11 protein-coding genes are annotated in these 17,684 nt (G+C 71.8%); 5 read left to right on the top strand and 6 right to left on the bottom strand.

Features of this window, described 5'->3' with window-relative positions:
• Window positions 1-10 precede the first annotated feature (10 nt).
• Window positions 11-1,468 (top strand): family 43 glycosylhydrolase, encoded by a 1,458-nt coding sequence (locus V1633_RS09445; RefSeq protein WP_331213840.1) that lies wholly within the window; start codon window positions 11-13, stop codon window positions 1,466-1,468.
• Between the two features lie 136 nt (window positions 1,469-1,604).
• Here the strand turns inward: V1633_RS09445 and arfA are convergent, their stop codons facing one another.
• Window positions 1,605-3,122, bottom strand: coding sequence for an arabinosylfuranosidase ArfA (gene arfA, locus V1633_RS09440; protein WP_331213839.1), 1,518 nt, complete (start codon window positions 3,120-3,122; stop codon window positions 1,605-1,607).
• Window positions 3,123-3,498: 376 nt separating this feature from the next.
• Here arfA and V1633_RS09435 point away from each other — a divergent pair, with 376 nt between their 5' ends.
• Window positions 3,499-4,548 carry a LacI family DNA-binding transcriptional regulator gene (locus tag V1633_RS09435; RefSeq protein ID WP_331213838.1) on the top strand — a complete coding sequence of 350 codons (1,050 nt, stop codon included), beginning with the start codon at window positions 3,499-3,501 and terminating at the stop codon, window positions 4,546-4,548.
• 56 nt (window positions 4,549-4,604) lie between these two features.
• Here V1633_RS09435 and V1633_RS09430 read toward each other — a convergent pair whose 3' ends face one another.
• Entirely contained in the window at window positions 4,605-5,729 is a 1,125-nt protein-coding gene (locus V1633_RS09430; RefSeq protein ID WP_331213837.1) for an NAD(P)-dependent alcohol dehydrogenase, read from the bottom strand.
• A 211-nt stretch (window positions 5,730-5,940) separates the two neighbouring features.
• Between V1633_RS09430 and V1633_RS09425 the strand changes: the two genes are divergently transcribed.
• A complete protein-coding gene (locus V1633_RS09425) occupies window positions 5,941-6,234 on the top strand; it encodes a hypothetical protein (RefSeq protein ID WP_331213836.1) in 294 nt (97 codons plus the stop codon).
• A 172-nt stretch (window positions 6,235-6,406) separates the two neighbouring features.
• Here the strand turns inward: V1633_RS09425 and V1633_RS09420 are convergent, their stop codons facing one another.
• From V1633_RS09420 to V1633_RS09410, 3 genes are all read right to left on the bottom strand, one after another.
• A complete protein-coding gene (locus tag V1633_RS09420; RefSeq protein WP_331214192.1) occupies window positions 6,407-7,459 on the bottom strand; it encodes a LacI family DNA-binding transcriptional regulator in 1,053 nt (350 codons plus the stop codon).
• A gap of 152 nt (window positions 7,460-7,611) precedes the next feature.
• Window positions 7,612-8,901 (bottom strand): DUF1996 domain-containing protein, encoded by a 1,290-nt coding sequence (locus tag V1633_RS09415; RefSeq protein ID WP_331213835.1) that lies wholly within the window; start codon window positions 8,899-8,901, stop codon window positions 7,612-7,614.
• An 8-nt stretch (window positions 8,902-8,909) separates the two neighbouring features.
• Window positions 8,910-11,099, bottom strand: coding sequence for a discoidin domain-containing protein (locus V1633_RS09410; protein ID WP_331213834.1), 2,190 nt, complete (start codon window positions 11,097-11,099; stop codon window positions 8,910-8,912).
• 393 nt (window positions 11,100-11,492) lie between these two features.
• On the opposite strand from V1633_RS09410, the gene V1633_RS09405 reads away from it, so the two are divergent.
• Window positions 11,493-12,116 carry a DUF305 domain-containing protein gene (locus V1633_RS09405; protein ID WP_331213833.1) on the top strand — a complete coding sequence of 208 codons (624 nt, stop codon included), beginning with the start codon at window positions 11,493-11,495 and terminating at the stop codon, window positions 12,114-12,116.
• Between the two features lie 47 nt (window positions 12,117-12,163).
• Here the strand turns inward: V1633_RS09405 and V1633_RS09400 are convergent, their stop codons facing one another.
• A complete protein-coding gene (locus tag V1633_RS09400; protein ID WP_331214191.1) occupies window positions 12,164-14,026 on the bottom strand; it encodes an adenylyl cyclase in 1,863 nt (620 codons plus the stop codon).
• 694 nt (window positions 14,027-14,720) lie between these two features.
• Here V1633_RS09400 and V1633_RS09395 point away from each other — a divergent pair.
• Window positions 14,721-17,684 (top strand): carbohydrate-binding protein (locus V1633_RS09395; protein WP_331213832.1); only part of this gene is annotated, 2,964 nt, incomplete at its 3' end.

Below are 17,684 nucleotides of genomic sequence, written 5' to 3'. Positions count from 1 at the left end.
GAGAACCGTCATGAGTCAGCAGATCGGCCGCCGTACGCTGCTCCGGGGTGGTCTCGGCGCGGCCGCCGCCAGCGCTGTCGCCGGACTTCCCGGCACCGCACCCGCCGCCGGTCGTGCCACCCACGCCGCCGCTCAGCCCGGCGCGGTACCCACGGTCAACCCGCTGGTCCGGCAACGGGCGGACCCGTTCGTCACCCACCCGGTCGGCGGGATGTACTACTTCACCGGCTCGGTCCCGGAGTACGACCGGATCGTGGTCCGGGGCGCCGACACCATCGCCGGGCTGGGCACCGCGACCGAGTCGGTGATCTGGCGGCGGCCGGCCTCCGGCCGGATGGGCGGGCACATCTGGGCGCCGGAACTGCACCGCATCGACGGCCGGTGGTACGTCTACTTCGCCGCCGGCGACTCCGACGACGTCTTCCGGATCCGGATGTACGTGCTGGAGTCGGCCCTGGCCGACCCGCGCGACCCGACCGGCTGGACGGCGCCCCGGCAGATCGCCACGGAGTGGGACAGCTTCTCGTTGGACGCCACCACCTTCACGCACCGGGGGCGCCGGTATCTGGTCTGGGCCCAGAGTGAGCCGGAGATAGCGGTCAACTCCAGCCTCTACATCGCCGCGATGAGTTCGCCCTGGACGATCACCGGCAAGCCGGTCCGGATCGCCACCCCGACCCGGAGCTGGGAGATCCAGGGGTTCCGGGTCAACGAGGGTCCGGCGGTGCTGGTCCGCAACGGTCGGGTCTTCCTGACCTTCTCGGCCAGCGCCACCGACGCCCGGTACTGCATGGGCCTGCTCACCGCCGACGCGGACGCGAACCTGCTCGACCGGGCGTCCTGGGTCAAGACGCCGGACCCGGTGTTCACCACCAACGAGCGGACCCGGCAGTACGGCCCGGGCCACAACTCGTTCACCGTCGCCGAGGACGGCGTGACCGACGTCCTCGTCTACCACGCCCGCGACTACCGGGACATCGTCGGTGACCCGCTCTACGACCCGAACCGGCACACCCGGGTGCAGCGGCTGTACTGGCACCGCGACGGCACACCGCTGTTCGGCGTACCGGTCGGCGTGGGTGGGCCGATCGTCCGGCTCTCGCCCGCCGACGCGCCGACGGCGTACGTCCGGCACGCGGACTACCTGCTGCGGGTCGAGGCCGACGTGCGGGAACTCGCCGACACCCAGTTCCGGTTCGTGCCGGGGCTCGCCGGCGAGGGCAGCACGTCGCTGCAGTCGGTGAACTTCCCGGACCGGTACGTCCGGGCGGCCGGCGACGCGGTACGGCTCGACCCGGTCGAGACCGGCGCCGACTTCGCCGGACAGGCGAGTTTCCACCGGACCGAGCAGTCCTCCGGGGTCACCCTGCGGTCGGCCGGTGATCCGGGGCGCTACCTGCGGCACGACCGGGGACGGCTGACCACCGGACCGACGGCCGGGGCCCGGACCACCTTCCGACTGGACTGACCGGACCACGGTGGCCGGCCGGGCGCGTTGCCCGACCGGCCACCGGGCCCTCTCCCCCGGCGGGTGGTCGCCCGACCGGGGACGGCGTCCGGGACCGTCGTCGGACGACCCGGCCACCGGTCACGTCACTGCGGCGTCAGCTCGCCCGGCGGCCCAGCCGCACGGCGCTCCAGGAGACCCGGGGCAGTTCCACGGTGGCGGTGCCGCCCTCGACCGACGCGGTCCGGGTCGGACGGAGGGTGACCCGGTCGGGAGCGTCGGCCGTGTTGGTCGCGGTCAGGTCGTCGTCGGTCAGCGTCCACGCCTCGGCCACCTCCCACTCGCCCGCGAACCGGGTCAGGTCGACGGTGAGCCGGACCGGCTGGTCCTGGTCGCGGTTGACCGCGAAGAGGACCAGGTCGCCGTGCACCTCGTCATGCGTGGCGACCGCGTCCACCACCGGCACCTCGCCGTACCGGTCGGTCTGGTACGTCGGCGAGTCGAGCCGGGTGGTCAGTACGTCACCCCGGGCCAGCGCGGCCGTCCGGGCGAACGGGTGGAAGATCGTCTGCCGCCAGGCCGGGCCGCCGGGTTCGGTCCGGATCGGCGCGATCACGTTGACCAGCTGCGCCTGACAGGCCGCGGTGACCCGGTCGCTGTGCCGCAGCAGGGAGATGAGCAGGTTGCCCACCACCACGGCGTCGGTGACGTTGTACTCGTCCTCGATCACCCGCGGGGCCACATCCCACTCCGCCGGCTTCGGCTGCCCCTGGAAGCGGGACAGGTACCAGACGTTCCACTCGTCGAACGAGATCTTGATCTTCTTCTTGCTGCGCAGCCGGGCACCCACGCTGTCGGCGGTGGCGACGACGCTGTCCACGAAGTGGTCCATGTCCACGGCGCTGGCCAGGAACGAGCCCCGGTCGCCGTCGAGCTCCTCGTAGTAGGCGTGGCAGGAGATGTAGTCGACGACGTCGTACGCGTGCTCCAGGACGGTGGCCTCCCAGGAGCCGAAGGTCGGCATCGACGAGCCGGAACTGCCGCAGGCGACCAGTTCCAGGTCGGGTTCGGCGAAGCGCAGCGCCCGGGCGGTGCCGGCGGCGAGCAGGCCGTACTCCTGGGCGGTCTTGTGACCGGTCTGCCACGGCCCGTCCAACTCGTTGCCGAGGCACCACATCCGGATCCCGTACGGCTCCGGGGCGCCGTTGGCCCGCCGCAGGTCGGACAGGTACGTCCCCCCGGGGTGGTTGAGGTACTCCTGTACGTCCAGGGCCTCCTGCACGCCACGGGTGCCGAGGTTGACCGCGTACATGATTTCCATGTCGGCCTTGGCGGCCCAGCGGGCGAACTCGTCGATGCCCACCTCGTTGGTCTCCACGCTGTGCCAGGCGAGGTCGCGGCGACGTGGCCGGTCCGCCACCGGCCCGATGCCGTCCTCCCAGCGGTAGCCGGAGACGAAGTTGCCGCCCGGATAGCGGACCACGGTGGCGCCCAGTTCCCGGACCAGCGCGAGTACGTCGGTACGGAAGCCGTCCTCGTCGGCCTGCGGGTGTCCCGGCTCGTAGATGCCGGTGTAGACGCAGCGTCCCATGTGTTCCACGAAGGACCCGAAGGTCCGACGACTGACCGGGGCGACCACGGAGCCAGGATCCAGTACGACCGACGCGCTGAGCATGTTTCCCCTTCGACGAGGCGAGGTTGGCCGGGATGAGCGGGTGAGGTGGTTGGCGGTGGGATGGTGGCGGCTACCGGAGGGCACCGACGGTGCGCCCGCCGCACCGGTATCGCCGCGGCAGCACGAGAACCAGGATCAGTGGCACGATGACGAGGAGGGCAGCCGGTGACGTCACGTGGGACAGGGCCGGCCCCCATTGCCTGGTACACGTTTTGCAGCGCTGCAAACAGCATGCCCGGACACCTGATTGCCGGCAAGAGGTAACGTGCCGGAAAACTCGGTCGGGGGTCGCCGACCCTGGACCACCCGGCGGCCCGCACGCCGCCGTCTGCCGTGTGCTGCCAACCGATCAGGCCGCCGCCGTGGGAGGGACCGGATGCGACGAGGACGAGAGGTCACCCTCCGTGACGTGGCCGAACTCGCCGGGGTCTCGAGTCGCACCGTCTCGAACGTGGTGAACGGCTACGCCAACGTCACCGAGCGCACCCGGCTGCGGGTCCAACGGGCCGTCGACGAACTCGGCTACCGGCCGAACGTACTGGCCCGGAACCTGGCCCAGGGCAGGTCGGGACAGATCGCCGTGGTGGTGCCCTACCTGGACACCCCGTACTTCGCGGAACTGCTCCAGGGCATCATCCGCGCCGCCCGGGTGCAGGGCTACAACGTCCTCATCGACCAGACCGACGGCGACCGCGAGCACGAGCGGATGCTCATCACCCGGGGCGCGCACCGGCTCCTCTTCGACGGGGTCATCTTCAGCCCGCTCGGGCTCTCCCAGTCGGCGCTGGCCGACCGGGACCTCACCCTGCCCCTGGTCATCCTCGGCGAGCGGGTCAGCGACGGCACCTTCGACCATGTCGGCATCGACGACGTGGCGGCCTCCCGGCAGGCCACCGAACACCTGCTCGACCTCGGCCGCAGCCGGGTCGCCGCGATCGGGGACCAGCCGTACGAGACCGGTGAGGCGGCGCAGTTGCGGACCCGCGGGTTCCGGGAGGCCCACGAGCGGCGGGGCCTCCCGGTGCACGAGGACCTGATCATCCCCACACCGCGCTTCAACCGGCCGGACGGTGCCGGCGCGATGGCGTACCTGCTCGACGGTGACGCACGGCCGGACGCGGTGTTCTGCTACAGCGACCTGGTCGCGCTCGGCGCCATCCACACGCTGGTCTCCCGGGGCCTGCGGGTGCCCGAGGACGTGGCGGTCATCGGGTACGACGACATCGAGGACGGCGCGTACTCCAACCCGACCGTCACCACCATCTCGCCGGACAAGGAGCTGATCGCCGCGACGGCGGTGGAACGACTGCTCCTGCGGATCGGCAGCCCCACCCCGCCGCCCGGCCTGGAACTACGCGCGCCGCACCGGCTGGTGGTCCGGGAGAGCACCGTGGGGCGGGCGACCGGCACCGACGGAACCAGGTGACCGGACGCCACCCGCGCCCGAGGTGCGCCGGGCGGAGGACACCGCGAAGCGGCCGGTCAGGAGCGGCCGTCGGGAAACAGGAGCACCGGTTTGACCGCCCGGCCGGCGTGGATGTCCTCGGCGGCCCGCTGGATGTCGGCGAAGTCGTACGGGGTGACCAGCCGGTCCACCGGAAGCCGGCCCTGGGCGTGCAGCCGGACCAGCGCGGGAATCAGTGATCGGGTCTCCGCGCCGCCGATGGTCACCCCGACCACCGACCGGCCGGGCAGCATGGCGTTGACGTCCACCGGGACGGTGGTGCCGAACGGTGGTGCGCCGACGAACACGAAGATCCCGCCGACCGCGAGGCTGGCGATGCCGGCGGCGATCACCTCGGGCACCCCGGTGGCGTCGAGGATCCGGTCGACCCCGGCGCCGCCGGTGACTGCCGTCAACGCCTCGGTCAGGTCGCCGGAGCCGGTGTCCACCGTGTCGGTGGCGCCGAGTTCGCGGGCCAGGGCCAGGCGTTCCGGCAGCCGGTCCACGGCGATGATCCGCGCGGCCGGGGTCAGCGCGGCGGCCATCACCGCGCTCAGCCCGACGCTGCCGGCACCGAGGACCGCCACGCTTGCCCCGGCGTACGGCTTAAGCACGTTGTGCACGGTGCCGAAGCCGGTGACCACGCCACAGCCGAGCGGTGCCAGCACCTCCAGCGGAGTGTCCGGGTCGACCCGGACCACGCTGCGCTCGTCGGCGAGCGCCAGGGCGGAGAAGGACGACTGCCCGAAGAAGTGCCCGTGCAACTCGCCGCCGTCAGCGTCGGCGATCGGGGCGGTGCCGTCGGGGCGGGCGCCGCCGAACAGGTTGCGGGACAGCCAGGTCCGGCAGAGCGACGGCTGACCGGTGTGACACGCGCCGCAGGCCCCGCAGGAGGAGAACGACAGCAGCACCCGGTCGCCGGGGACGACCGAGGTGACGGTGGCGCCGACCGCCGCCACGATCCCCGCGCCCTCGTGCCCCAACACCCCGGGCAACGGGAACGGCGCGAAGCCGGCCTGCACGGTGAGATCGGTGTGACACATCCCGGCGGCCACCATCCGGACCAGCACCTCGTGGTCGGCGGGGCCGTCCAGGACGATCTGCTCGACGCTGAAGGGTTCGCCGGCGCCGCGTACGACGGCCGCGGCGGTGCGGAGTGTCATGGGGCTTCTCCTGGGCTGTGCGGTGGTGGCCGCTCCGGCTTGCGTCGTGCCGCCAAGCCGGCCGGGCCGCTGCGGCGGTCGTCGTCTCAGGGCAGAGTACATTCATCCACCTGGATTTCTGCCTGGTGGTCCCGGCCCACCCGCGCCGGGTCGGACCGGCGTCCGGGTTTCGCCAGGTATGCGCCGGTCCGATGCTGGGTAGAGGGCAACCATGACAACGCAGAACAACGTGATCCTGCTCGGTGGCCCACGGGACGGAACCCTCGCTCCGGCCAACGACACCGCACTGATCGAGGTCGAACTCGACGGGCTGGTCCACCGCTACGTCCAGACGACGGCGACGCGTGACCGCGACGGCGCCACGTACCCCGTCTACAACTATGACGGCGAGGTACGGCCGGGCGGCAGCGAGTCGGGCGTCGAGGACGCCGGTGACCGGGTCGCCTCCCCGCTGGCGGACGACCTGGACAGCCGCTCGCCCGCCGGCGGAAGGTCCGACGGCTAGACCGGACGACACCCGGACAGCGACGCCTCGGGGCGACCCGGACGACGGCGAGCCCGGCGGCATCGACCTGCCGGGAGATCGCGCACACCGGGCGGCAGCCGGTGGTGAACCGGAACCACCGGCGCCAGCCCCGGTCACGGGGTGCTCGGCACCGTCGCGGGAGCAGCGTGGGTCAGGCCGACTGCCGGATCACCAGTGTCGGGGTGAAGATGACCGACCGCGCCGCCCGCTGCGGGTCGCGCAACTGGGCGAGCAGCAGCTGCGCCATCTCGCCCGCCATCTCCTCCACCGGCTGGCGGACGGTGGTGAGCTGCGGATGTGACTCCCGGGCGGCGATGCTGTCGTCGAAGCCGACAACCGCGACGTCCTCCGGCACCCGGTGGCCGCGCTCCTGCAACGCCCGGACCGCGCCCTCCGCCATCAGGTCGTTGGCGACGAAAAGGCCGTCGATGTCCGGATGCCGGTCCACCAACCGGTGGGTCGCCGCCTCGCCGCTGCCCCGGGTGAAGTCGCCCTGGACCGACGGCACCTCGACCCCGAGGCGGGTCGCGACGGCCGACCGGAAGCCGGCGAGACGGTCCTGCCCGGCCGGCATGTCCTGCGGACCGCAGATGGTGGCCAACCGGCGGCGACCCCGGCCGATCAGGTGCTCGGCCGCCAGCCGCGCGCCGGCCTGCTGGTCGACGTCGACGTAACTGACCGGCACCGGTCGGCCGGGTCGGGCCGACAGGACCGCCGGGATGCCGAGGTCGGCCAGGTGCTGGGGCAGCGGGTCGGCGCCGTGACTGGAGATGAGCAGCACCCCGTCGACGTGTCCCTGCCGCAGGTAGCGGGTGACCATGTGGTGTGCCGGTGGATCCGCCGGAATGATCACGAGATGGATGCCCCGGGGGCGGAGCACCTCCTGCGCCCCGGCGGTGACCCGTCCGATGTACGGGTCGGTGAAGAGCCGCTGCAGGAACGGTGTCTCGTAGACGGTGTGCCCCGGCGGCTCCGAGACGATCAGGGCCATCGAGTCGGTGCGTCGGGTGACCAGGGAGCGGGCGGCGAGGTTCGGGACGTACCCGATCTCGGCTATCGCCCGCTCGACCACGGCCCGGATCCGGGGATCGACGGTGGGTACCTCGTTGATCACCCGGGAGACCGTGGCCCTGGACACCCCGGCCGCCTCGGCGACCTGCTCGAGCGTGGGGCGTCCCGTCGCGTCCGCCGGGCGGGCCGTCATGGCACCAGTTATAGCATCAGCGGTCACCACCCCTGCCCGGTCCGGGGCCGTGACCGAGCCGGCCCCGGCCGGCGTCGCCACGAAGCCGGTCCCGGCCCCGGCCGGGCTCCCCGCCGGCCCGGTCGTCCCGGAGCCGGCGGGGATGGTGTCGGTCACGGACGTCCGTCGGTCCCGCACTTGATGATGGGACGGATGCAGTCCCGCACCCGGCGGGCCAGTTCCTCCTCCGGCCAGGCGTTGAAGAAGTCACCGTGCATGGTGAAGCCTCCCCCGGACGCCAGCCGGAAGCGCGACGCCGGGCCGTTGACCGGGTAACGCAGCACCTGCCGCAGCTTCGGCACCGGCACCGGGTGGGTGGAGGGGCAGTCCCCGCCCACCGGATACGCCATGTGGCTCTTGTGGTCCGGCGAGTCGAGGTCGCGGCCGTTCCAGCACTGCGGGAAGTCGAGGTACGACTCCAGCATGCTGCCGGCCGGGCAGGTGATGAAGTCCTTCGACGCCCCGACCTCGTTGTGGTGCAGGCACGACCACCGGGAGATGGTGGTCGCGTCCGGCGCGGTGGCGCGCGCGTTGCCGGCCACCACCCGCAGCCCCAGCGGGAACGGCTGGATACGGGCGATCACGTCGTCGCGTACCCCCTCGCCGAGGTAGTAAAAGATGCCGGTGACCGGCTCCACCGGCTGGTTGTCGGCGTACAGGGTGGGGACCCAGTACGACGACGTGTCGACCACCGGGTTGCAGTTGCTGGCCCCGGCGAGCAGGTCACCGACGTTGGTGTACGCGTTGGTCACCCGGCTGCCGAAGAAGCTGTGCATGTGCGAGGCGCCCGGCAGGTTCGGGTAGACGATCGGGTCGTCGGGCAGCCGGTGGCTGAACGGGCAGTCGGCGAGGAACTCCGAGACCCGCACGATCGGACCGCTCGGCGGCGGTGGCGGCGCCGAGCCGCCGGTGCCGTGGACCTCGAACTCCCAGAGCGAGACGCCGAACTGGGTGGCCCGCTGGGTGGCGTGCAGCCGGACGTACCGCCCGGTGCCGGAGACGGTGAGGTCCTGGACGCCGCCCGTCCCGTTCGCCGTGCTGTGGATGGTGGTCCAGTTGTTGCCGTCCGACGACGTCTGGATGGTGAACGCCCGGGCGTAGGCGCCCTCCCAGCGCAGCACGACCCGGTTGACGGTGGCGGTGGCGCCCAGGTCCACCCGCAGCCACTGCGGGTCGGCGAAGGCGCTGGACCACCGGGTCCCGTTGTTGCCGTCGACCGCGGCCGAGGCGGGCGCGCCGGCGTTCTCGGTGGAGGACGCGGTGGCCGGGCGGCCCCGCGAGAGCAGCACGTCGGCGGCGGCGGCCGGCGCGGCGCCGGCCACGAGATAGCCGCCGAGCAGGGCGAGCAGGGCGACGACGAGCGAGACGGTACGCGGCCGTCGGCGCATCGATGTCCGGTACATGGCAGCTCCTACTGGTAGACCCGGACGTAGTCGACGTACATCCGGGAGGGGAACGGCGTGCTGCCGTCCACCGGCCCGGGGAAGTCGCCGCCGACCGCGAGGTTGAGGATGAGGTAGAACGGGTGGTCGAAGACCCACGGTCCGCGGGTCGACTCCACGGTGGCCTTGCTGGCCACGAAGACGGTCTGGCCGTCGAGCGAGAACGTCATGCCCCGGCTGTCCCACTCGACCGCCCAGACGTGGAATCCGGCGGAGAGGTCCACCCCGCCCGGTACGGTGTACCGCTGGCCGTAGCCACCGCCGCCGTTGTACGCCGGCGCGTGCAGCGTGGAGTAGCCCTCGAGGGTGTTCCGGCCGAGCACCTCCATGATGTCGATCTCGCCGTTGTACGGCCACGGCCGCCCGGTGAGGAAGTCGGCGCCCATCATCCAGAACGCCGGCCACAGGCCGTTGCCCTTGGGCACCCGGATCCGGGCCTCGATCCGCCCGTACTGCACGTGGAACTTGTTGCTGGTGTTCATCCGGTGCGAGGTGTAGTCCCGACCGCCGGCCGTCTCCCGCCGGGCTTCGAGCACCAGTGAGCCGGCCCCGTCCAGCTGCACGTTGTTGTTGTTCGTGTAGTACTGGACCTCGTTGTTCTGTCCGGTGCCCGGGTCGATCGTCCACTTCGCGGGGTCGGGCTTGCCGCCGGCCGCGCCGTTGAACTCGTCACTGAAGACCAGCCGGGTGGCCGGGAAGGTCGGGTCGGCCGGCTGCGCCGGAGGCGGGGTCGGGTTGCCGCCGCTGCCGTAGACCTGGAACTCCCAGAGCGAGTAGCCGTACGGGCTGTTCCGGGCGGTGCCGTACATCCGTACGTAGCGTCCGGTGCCGTTGACCGTCAACGCCTCCCGGAAACCCCGACCGGTGGTGGTGGAGTAGACCGACGTCCAACTGCTCGCGTCCGGCGACACCTGGATCTGGTACGACGTGGCGTACGCCGGGTCCCACTGGAGGACCACCTGGCGGATGGTGGCGGTGGCCCCGAGGTCGACGTAGATCCAGCCGGGGTCGACCCAGCCGGTGGTGCTGCTGGTCGCCCACCGGCTCGCCGGGTCCTGGTCGAAGGCACGGGCCGGGGTGCACTCCCAGCAGTTGCTGTCGTGCTGGCTCGACGAGGCGACCGCCGGCTTGCCGTACGACAGCAGCGTGCTGCCGCCGGGCGGCGGGGTGGTGGTGGGGGGCGGGGTGGTCGTCGGCGGGGTGGTCGGTCCGGTTCCGCTGACCCGTACCTGCACCTCCCACAGTGACACGCCGTAGGCGGTACCCCGGGCGGTGGTGTGGATCCGCAGGTAGCGGCCGGTGCCGCTGACGGTCAACGCCTGGGTGCCGCCGGTACCGGTGGTGGTGGAGTAGATCGCGGTCCAGGTCGTACCGGTCGCGGAGGTCTGGACCTGGAACGCGGTGGCGTAGGCCGCTTCCCAGCTCAGCGTCACGCCGCAGATCGACCGGCTGGCACCGAGGTCGATCTGGAGCCACTGCGGGTCCGCCGCCGCGCTGGACCACCGGGTGCCGGCGTCGCCGTCGACGGCCGCGGCCGCCGGGAACATGCTGGACTGGGTGGAGGAGGCGGTGGCGGGTCGTCCCTGGGCGGCGTTGGCGGTGCCGCAGTCGGCGCTGCCGCCGGTCTCGCCGTACACCTGGAACTCCCACAGCGAGACGCCCCACTGGGTGGCCCGCTGGGTGGCGTTGAGCCGGACGTACCGGCCGGTGCCGGAGACGGTGAGGTCCTGGACACCGCCGGTGCCGGCCGTGGTGGTGTGCACGGTGGTCCAGGCGGTGCCGTTGGCGGAGACCTGAATGGTGAAGGCGCGGGCGTAGGCGCCCTCCCAGTTCAGCACGACCCGGCTGACCGGTACCAGGCTGCCCAGGTCGACCTGGAGCCACTGGGGGTCCGCCGCCGCGCTGGACCACCGGGTACCCGGGTTGCCGTCCACCGCCGCCGAGGCGGGGGTGGCCGCGGACTCCACCGAGGAGGCGGTGGCCGGACGGTTCTGGGACAGCAGCGCGACGGCGGCGCCGGCCGATCCGGCGCTGGCCACGAGATAGCCGCCGAGCAGGGCGACCATGGTGACGACAACGGCGGCCAGCCGGCGACGGGGGACGCCGTGCCGGGGTGGCGCGTGTGGTGGAGCGTCAGGCGGTGGGACAGCCCGGTCCATCGGTACTCCTCTGGTGTGGGACGGGGGGCGGGGAAACCCCGACGGGCGGCATCCGCGCCCCGCCGTGCCGTGCACGACGGGGCGGTGAGGTGGTGAGGCGGGGTGCTTGTGGTGGGGTACGACTTCGGTGCGGGAGAAGCGGAGCGGATGCGCCGGGGGGTGAGCGGTCGGACGGCGAGAGAGCGGGCGGGGGACGAGCAGAAGAGAGCGCTCTCTCAACCTTCACTTTGACCGACGCATGGCCATGTGTCAATGTGGGGACATCTCTCCGCTGATCGACACGGTCCGTGCCTTATCCACTGGTATCTCGACCCGATCACCACCATGACGTCGGCAGGGACCCGGGCAGACCGTGGCAGGTCGGGGAGAGCGCTCCCCAGTCCTGGAGGATCTGTGCGGTCTCGCCGTCACCCCGCCCTACTCGCCGTCCTGCTGGCGGCCACCCTCGCCGGCTGTGCCACCACCGGCGGTCCGCCGCCCGCCGCCGGCCCCGGCACGCCGGTCAGCGGCTCCGTACCGGCCACAACCGTCACGACCCCGGCCACGCCGGGCGGGTTCAGCGGCACCGACACGGCCTGGCTGCAGCTGACCATCGCGATGGACGAACGGATCATCCAGGTGTTCGACCTGCTGTCCGACCGGGTCGGTGACCCGGAGCTGCGGGCCCTGGTCAGCCGGTTCGAGACCGCCCACCGCGACACGCTGCGTCGGCTGCGCGCCCTGCACGACCGCTCCGGCGGTCCCACGACGAACCCCCACGAGGGTCACGACATGCCGGGAATGGCGACGCAGGCGCAGCTCGCCGCGGTACGCCGGGCCACCGGTCGAACCGCCGCCGACCTCTTCGCCGAACTGACCCGCGCCCACCTGGACCAGTCGGTCCGGCTCGCCCGGGCCGAGCGGGAACACGGCGTCGAACCGGCCACCCGGACCGTCGCCGCCGAGATCGAACGGACCCGGGCCGATCAGCGCGCCGAGTTGGACCGGTTGCTGCCGACCGAGGATGCGGCCGGTTGAACCCGGGCGGGCCGTCGACGTGGACGGCACGCCCGGGTCGTTCCGGGTCAGGGAGCGGGATACTCCGTGACGTAGACCGGCGCACCGGTCCGGGTGGTGTCCGCCGGATCGCCCAGGCCGTTGACCACATGGTCGATCGTGCCGGCGCTGAGGTTCACCGTCATCACGTGGTACAACCGGACGCCGGGCGTCACCGGCACCTCGAAGCCGTTCTCGGTGTGGATCGACGGGTTGTTCTGGTTGAAGACGTACACCCCGCCGCCGTACAGGGTGTGGTGGCGTACCCGGTCGCCGACCTTGTAGCCGGCGTACCCCTCGACGTCGCCGTTCATCCAGTCGGCCTGCGTCGGCGGGTCGTACGGCAGCTCGTTCTGGTAGAGCACCGTCGTGCCGTGCTCACCGTTCCAGACGGTGTTGTACCGCTGGAAGTGCTCGACGAACAGGCCGGTCGCGGTCACCCGGTCGCCGTTGATGACGGCGCCGTACCGGCCGGTGTTGGTCCGCCAGCGGTCGGTGTCGCCGTTGACGCCCTCGGTGAAGCCCTCGACGCCGTGGTCGCCACGCCACACCCAGGCGTGGTCGATCAGCACGTTGTCGCTGTTGACCTCCAACGCGATGTGCGTCTTCCCGACGTGCGGGCCGCCGATCCGGAAGTACACGTCGGAGAGCGTGGTCGGGTTGCCCGGCACACTCCGGCCGGGACCGTGCTTGCGGCCGACCCGGAGCAGCACCGGCGATTCCCTGAGCCCGGCGTCCACGGTGACCCCGGCGACGACCACACCCGGGACGTCGGCGACGTCGAGCGGGATCGCGCCGTCGACCGCGGTGAGCGTGGCGTGCCCGAGGCCGAGCACCACGGTGTCCGGACGCCGGACCTCGATGCTGTGTGCGATGTCGTACACGCCGGGGGTGAGCAGCAGGTGCTTGCCCCGGGCCAGCTGGGCGTTGATGGTGCGGACCGAGTCCGACGGCGTCGCCACGTGGAACGCGGAGAGCGGGAGCGTACGCCCCGGCGTGAGGCCGGTACCCCAGGAGACCCCGCTGGTGTTCCGCCGGGCGACCGGTACCCGAACCTGGTAGTGGCCCTTCGGGTCGACGAACAGGTACGGCTTCTCCCGGCTCAGCGGGGTGGTGTCGAGCGTCGTGTACGGCGGGTCCGGGAAGGCGGCGTCGTCGGGGGCCCCGACGACCCCGGCGAACACCTGGTTCCACACCGCGTTGGACCAGCCGGCGACCTCGCTGTTGCGGGTCAGCCACTGCTGCTGGGAGCCGTTGGTGACCGACGGCAGCCGCGAGTCGGCGATGAAGCCGCCGCTGGCGTACTGCGGACCGGCCGTGCAGTAGTCCATCAGCGACAGTCCGCCGCCGGTGATGTTGAGCCGCCGCAGCGAGACCGCCTGGGAGACCGCCCAGAAGTTGGCCGACGCCCGACAGTCGTCCTGACCGGAGGCGTCAATGTTGATCGACAGGTTCGACAGGGTACGCCAGAAGTTGACCAACGCGAGGCAGTTGGCGGTGCCGCCCTCGGTGAGGCAGCGGTTGTAGACCTCGACCTTGCCGTTGATCACCACGTCGGTCGGCGAGGCGCCCAGCCCGGCGATCTCGGTGTAGTACCCGACCTTGATCTGCAACGGCTGCTCGGCCGTGCCGTAGGTGCCGGGCCGGAACAGGAAGGCGTACCGGTTGGTGCCCATCTCGTTGTCGACCTGCGTGGCGTGCGTCGCGTCCAGCGCCGCCTGGATCTGGCCGACGGGCATGCTCGGGTCGAAGACCGTGACGTTCGGGCCGAGGGTCGAGGTGCCCCGACCCGGGGCGCCGAGCGCCGTCGGACCTGTCGCCGCCGCGCCGACGGGCGTCGCCGACGTGGTGGGCGGGCCGGCGACGGACGCCGTCGGGTTCGTCACCGTCATGGCGGCGACCGACACCAGCACGAGGCCGAGCGGCAGGGACCGGTTGCCGAGCCGGTGGCCGGGACGCCGTCGTCCGGTGCCCGGGCTGCTGTGTGTCTGCGTTGTCATACGGTCCGTCCTCTCCATGGCCGGGGCAGTCCCCGGCGGGGCGGGAAGGTGCGGTACGGGACCGCGGGGCGGAGCGACCACGGCGGTGGTCCCGCGCAGAAGTGACTCACCAGGGCGTCTCCCTGCTCGTGGCGGTACGTGCCCGGGGCGGCCACGGTCGGCCGTGAGAGCGCTCTCCCGACCGTCCGACCACGCCGTACCGGGCGGGGTGTGGTGGATGGACATGTTTCTACCTGCTGAGCCGGCCACGCGCCATGCCCGGACGGCTCTTGATTCCGGCGTGACCCGGTGCTCGCCGTCCGGACAGCACGATCGGAGGCGGTCAACCTGGCCCGAGCGCCTGGTCCCGACCGGTCCCGCAGCACTGACCTGCACACATACGCAACTTGCAGCCTGTCGCCAAGTTCTTTCGCTATTAATCGAGATTGTTGCATTCATGAGTTTGTCTTTGTAGGGTCATCGCCACGAAACACGGCACGAGCTCCCGTCCCGTCGTTCTCCGCCGCCCCCGCCACCCGCACCCCGCCACCCCCGTCCGCCGCGCCGCGCCCGCAGGGCCCGTGGCCGGCAAGAGGAGCGCCGCCGCATGCCCGGAAGCAACCGCATGCCCAGGATCAGCCGGCTGACCACGATCCGGATCACCGCAGGTCACCACCACACCGCAAACCGCCACGCCGGCAGGGGCCACCGGCGCCCCGCCGCTCACCCCGCCACCGCGCGCCGGTCAAGGACCATCCGGGGAACCGTCGCGGCCGTCACCGCCGCACTGCTCGGCTGGGGTGGCGGCGCGGTGCTCCAGCCCTCCCCCGCCGCCGCCCATCCGATCGATCCGGCCGCGTTCCAGCAGGTCGAACTCGCCAAGGGACTCGCCGAGACGGGTGAGCCGATGACCCTTGCCGTCCTGCCGGACCGTTCGGTGCTGCACACCGCACGAAACGGCACCCTGCGTCGCACCGACGCGGGCGGCACGACGTCGGTGATCGGCACCCTCGCCGTCTACACCCACGACGAGGAGGGTCTGCAGGGCGTCGCCGCCGATCCGAACTTCGCCACCAACCGGTACGTCTACCTCTACTACGCCCCGCCGCTGTCCACCCCGGGTGGCGACGCACCGGCCACCGGCAGCAGCGGCACCTGGGCCGCCTGGCAGGGCGTGAACCGGCTGTCCCGGTTCACCCTCAACCCGGACTGGTCCCTGAACGCCGGTAGCGAGCGGGTGATCCTCGACGTACCCGCCGACCGGGGCATGTGCTGCCACGTGGGCGGTGACCTCGACTTCGACGCGGCCGGCAACCTCTACCTGTCCACCGGCGACGACACCAACCCCTTCGACTCCGCCGGCTACGCGCCGATCGACGAGCGGACCGAACGCAACCCGGCGTACGACGCCCAGCGCTCCTCCGGCAACACCAACGACCTGCGCGGCAAGATCCTGCGGATCAAGGTGAACGCCGACGGGACGTACTCGGTGCCGGCCGGGAACCTGTTCGCCCCGGGCACCCCGAACACCCGCCCGGAGATCTACGCGATGGGCTTCCGCAACCCGTTCCGGATGTCCGTCGACAAGGCCACCGGCGTGGTCTACGTCGGCGACTACGGCCCGGACGCCGGCTCCACAGATCCGAACCGGGGACCGAGCGGGCAGGTCGAGTTCGACCGTGTCCCCTCCCCCGGCAACTACGGCTGGCCGTACTGCACCGGGACGAACACCGCGGCCGAGACGTACAACGAGTGGAACTTCGCCACCAACAGCACCGGCCCGAAGTACAACTGCACCAGCGGGCCGACCAACAACTCGTTCCGCAACACCGGCCAGAGCACCCTGCCGCCGGCCCGCCCGGCCTGGATCCGGTACGCCGGCGACGCCGGCTCGCCACCGGAGTTCGGCAATGGCTCGGAGTCGCCGATGGGTGGACCGGTCTACCGGTACGACCCGGCCAACCCCTCCACGGTGAAGTTCCCGGCCGACTTCGACGGGCTCTACTTCGCCGGCGAGTTCGGTCGCCGCTGGATCAGGGCCGTACACGTCAACGCCGACGGATCGGCCGGCACGATCGACACCTTCCCGTGGCGCGGCACCCAGGTGATGGACATGGCCTTCGGACCGGACGGCGCGCTCTACGTCCTCGACTACGGCGCCGGCTTCGGCAACGGCGACGCGAACTCGGCGCTGTACCGGGTCGAGTACATCGGCGGCGGCAACCGGGCACCGGTGGCCCGGGCGGGCGCTGACCGCACCTCCGGCCCCGCACCGCTGACCGTCGCCTTCTCCTCGGCCGGGTCGTCGGATCCGGACGGCGGGGCGCTGACGTACGCCTGGGCGTTCGGCGACGGCACCACCTCCACTGCGGCGAACCCGACGAAGACGTATGGTACGAATGGCACGTACACGGCGACCTTGACCGTCCGCGACCCGCAGGGGGCCACCGGTACGTCGAGCGTGCAGATCACGGTCGGCAACACCGCCCCCACGGTCACCATCCTCGCGCCGGCCGACGGACAGCCGTTCTCGTACGGCGACACGGTGCCCTTCCAGATCACCGTGACCGACCCGGAGGACGGCACGATCGACTGCGGCCGGGTGAAGATGACGTACCTGCTCGGGCACGACAGCCACGCACACGAGATCACCGAGCGGAGCGGCTGCTCCGGCACCATCACCGTGCCGGTCGACGGCGAACACGACGCCGCCGCCAACGTCTTCGGGGTCTGGGACGCCGAGTACACCGACAACGGCGGTGCCACCACGCACAAGCAGCACGTGACCCAGCCCCGGCACCGGCAGGCGGAACACTTCGACGCCCAGTCCGGGGTGCTGACCTTCGCCAAGACCTCGGCCGAGGGCGGCCGTACGGTCGGCGAGATCTCCCACGGCGACTGGATCAGCTTCACCCCGTACGCGCTCTCCGGCGTCACGTCGTTCACCGCCCGGGTCTCGTCCGCCGGCGCCGGCGGCACCCTGTCACTGCGGGCCGGATCGCCGACCGGCACCCTGCTCGGCTCGGCGACCGTACCGGTCACCGGCTCCTGGGACACCTTCGCCACGGTCAGTGGCACGGTGGCCAACACCCCGACCGGCACCACCACGCTGTACCTGGTCTTCACCGGCGGCAGCGGGGCCCTGTACGACCTGGACTCCTTCACCCTCGGCGCCGGGACGCCACCGCCGACCGGCCGGATCGAGGCCGAGTCGTACACCAGCCAGTCCGGCACCCAGACCGTCGCCGACCCCAACGCCCACGGCGGCAACCGCGTCGGCTACATCGACAACGGAGACTGGCTCGCCTACAACACCACCAACCCCACCGGCAAAACCACCTTCACCGCCCGCGTCGCCTCCGGCGGCACCGGCGGCACCATCCAGATCCGCACCGAATCCCCCACCGGCCCACTACTCGGCACCGCCACCGTCCCCAACACCGGCGGATACGGCACCTACGCCAACATCACCACCACCCTCACCAACGGAACCGGACCCCTCCACCTCGTCTTCACCGGCACCGGAACCGGCGGCCTCTTCGACATCGACAGCTTCACCCTCACCGGCGGC

It is taken from the genome of Plantactinospora sonchi (assembly GCF_036422035.1).
GTDB classification, from domain to species: domain Bacteria; phylum Actinomycetota; class Actinomycetes; order Mycobacteriales; family Micromonosporaceae; genus Plantactinospora; species Plantactinospora sonchi.
This window is presented reverse-complemented; position numbering and strand designations above follow the sequence as displayed.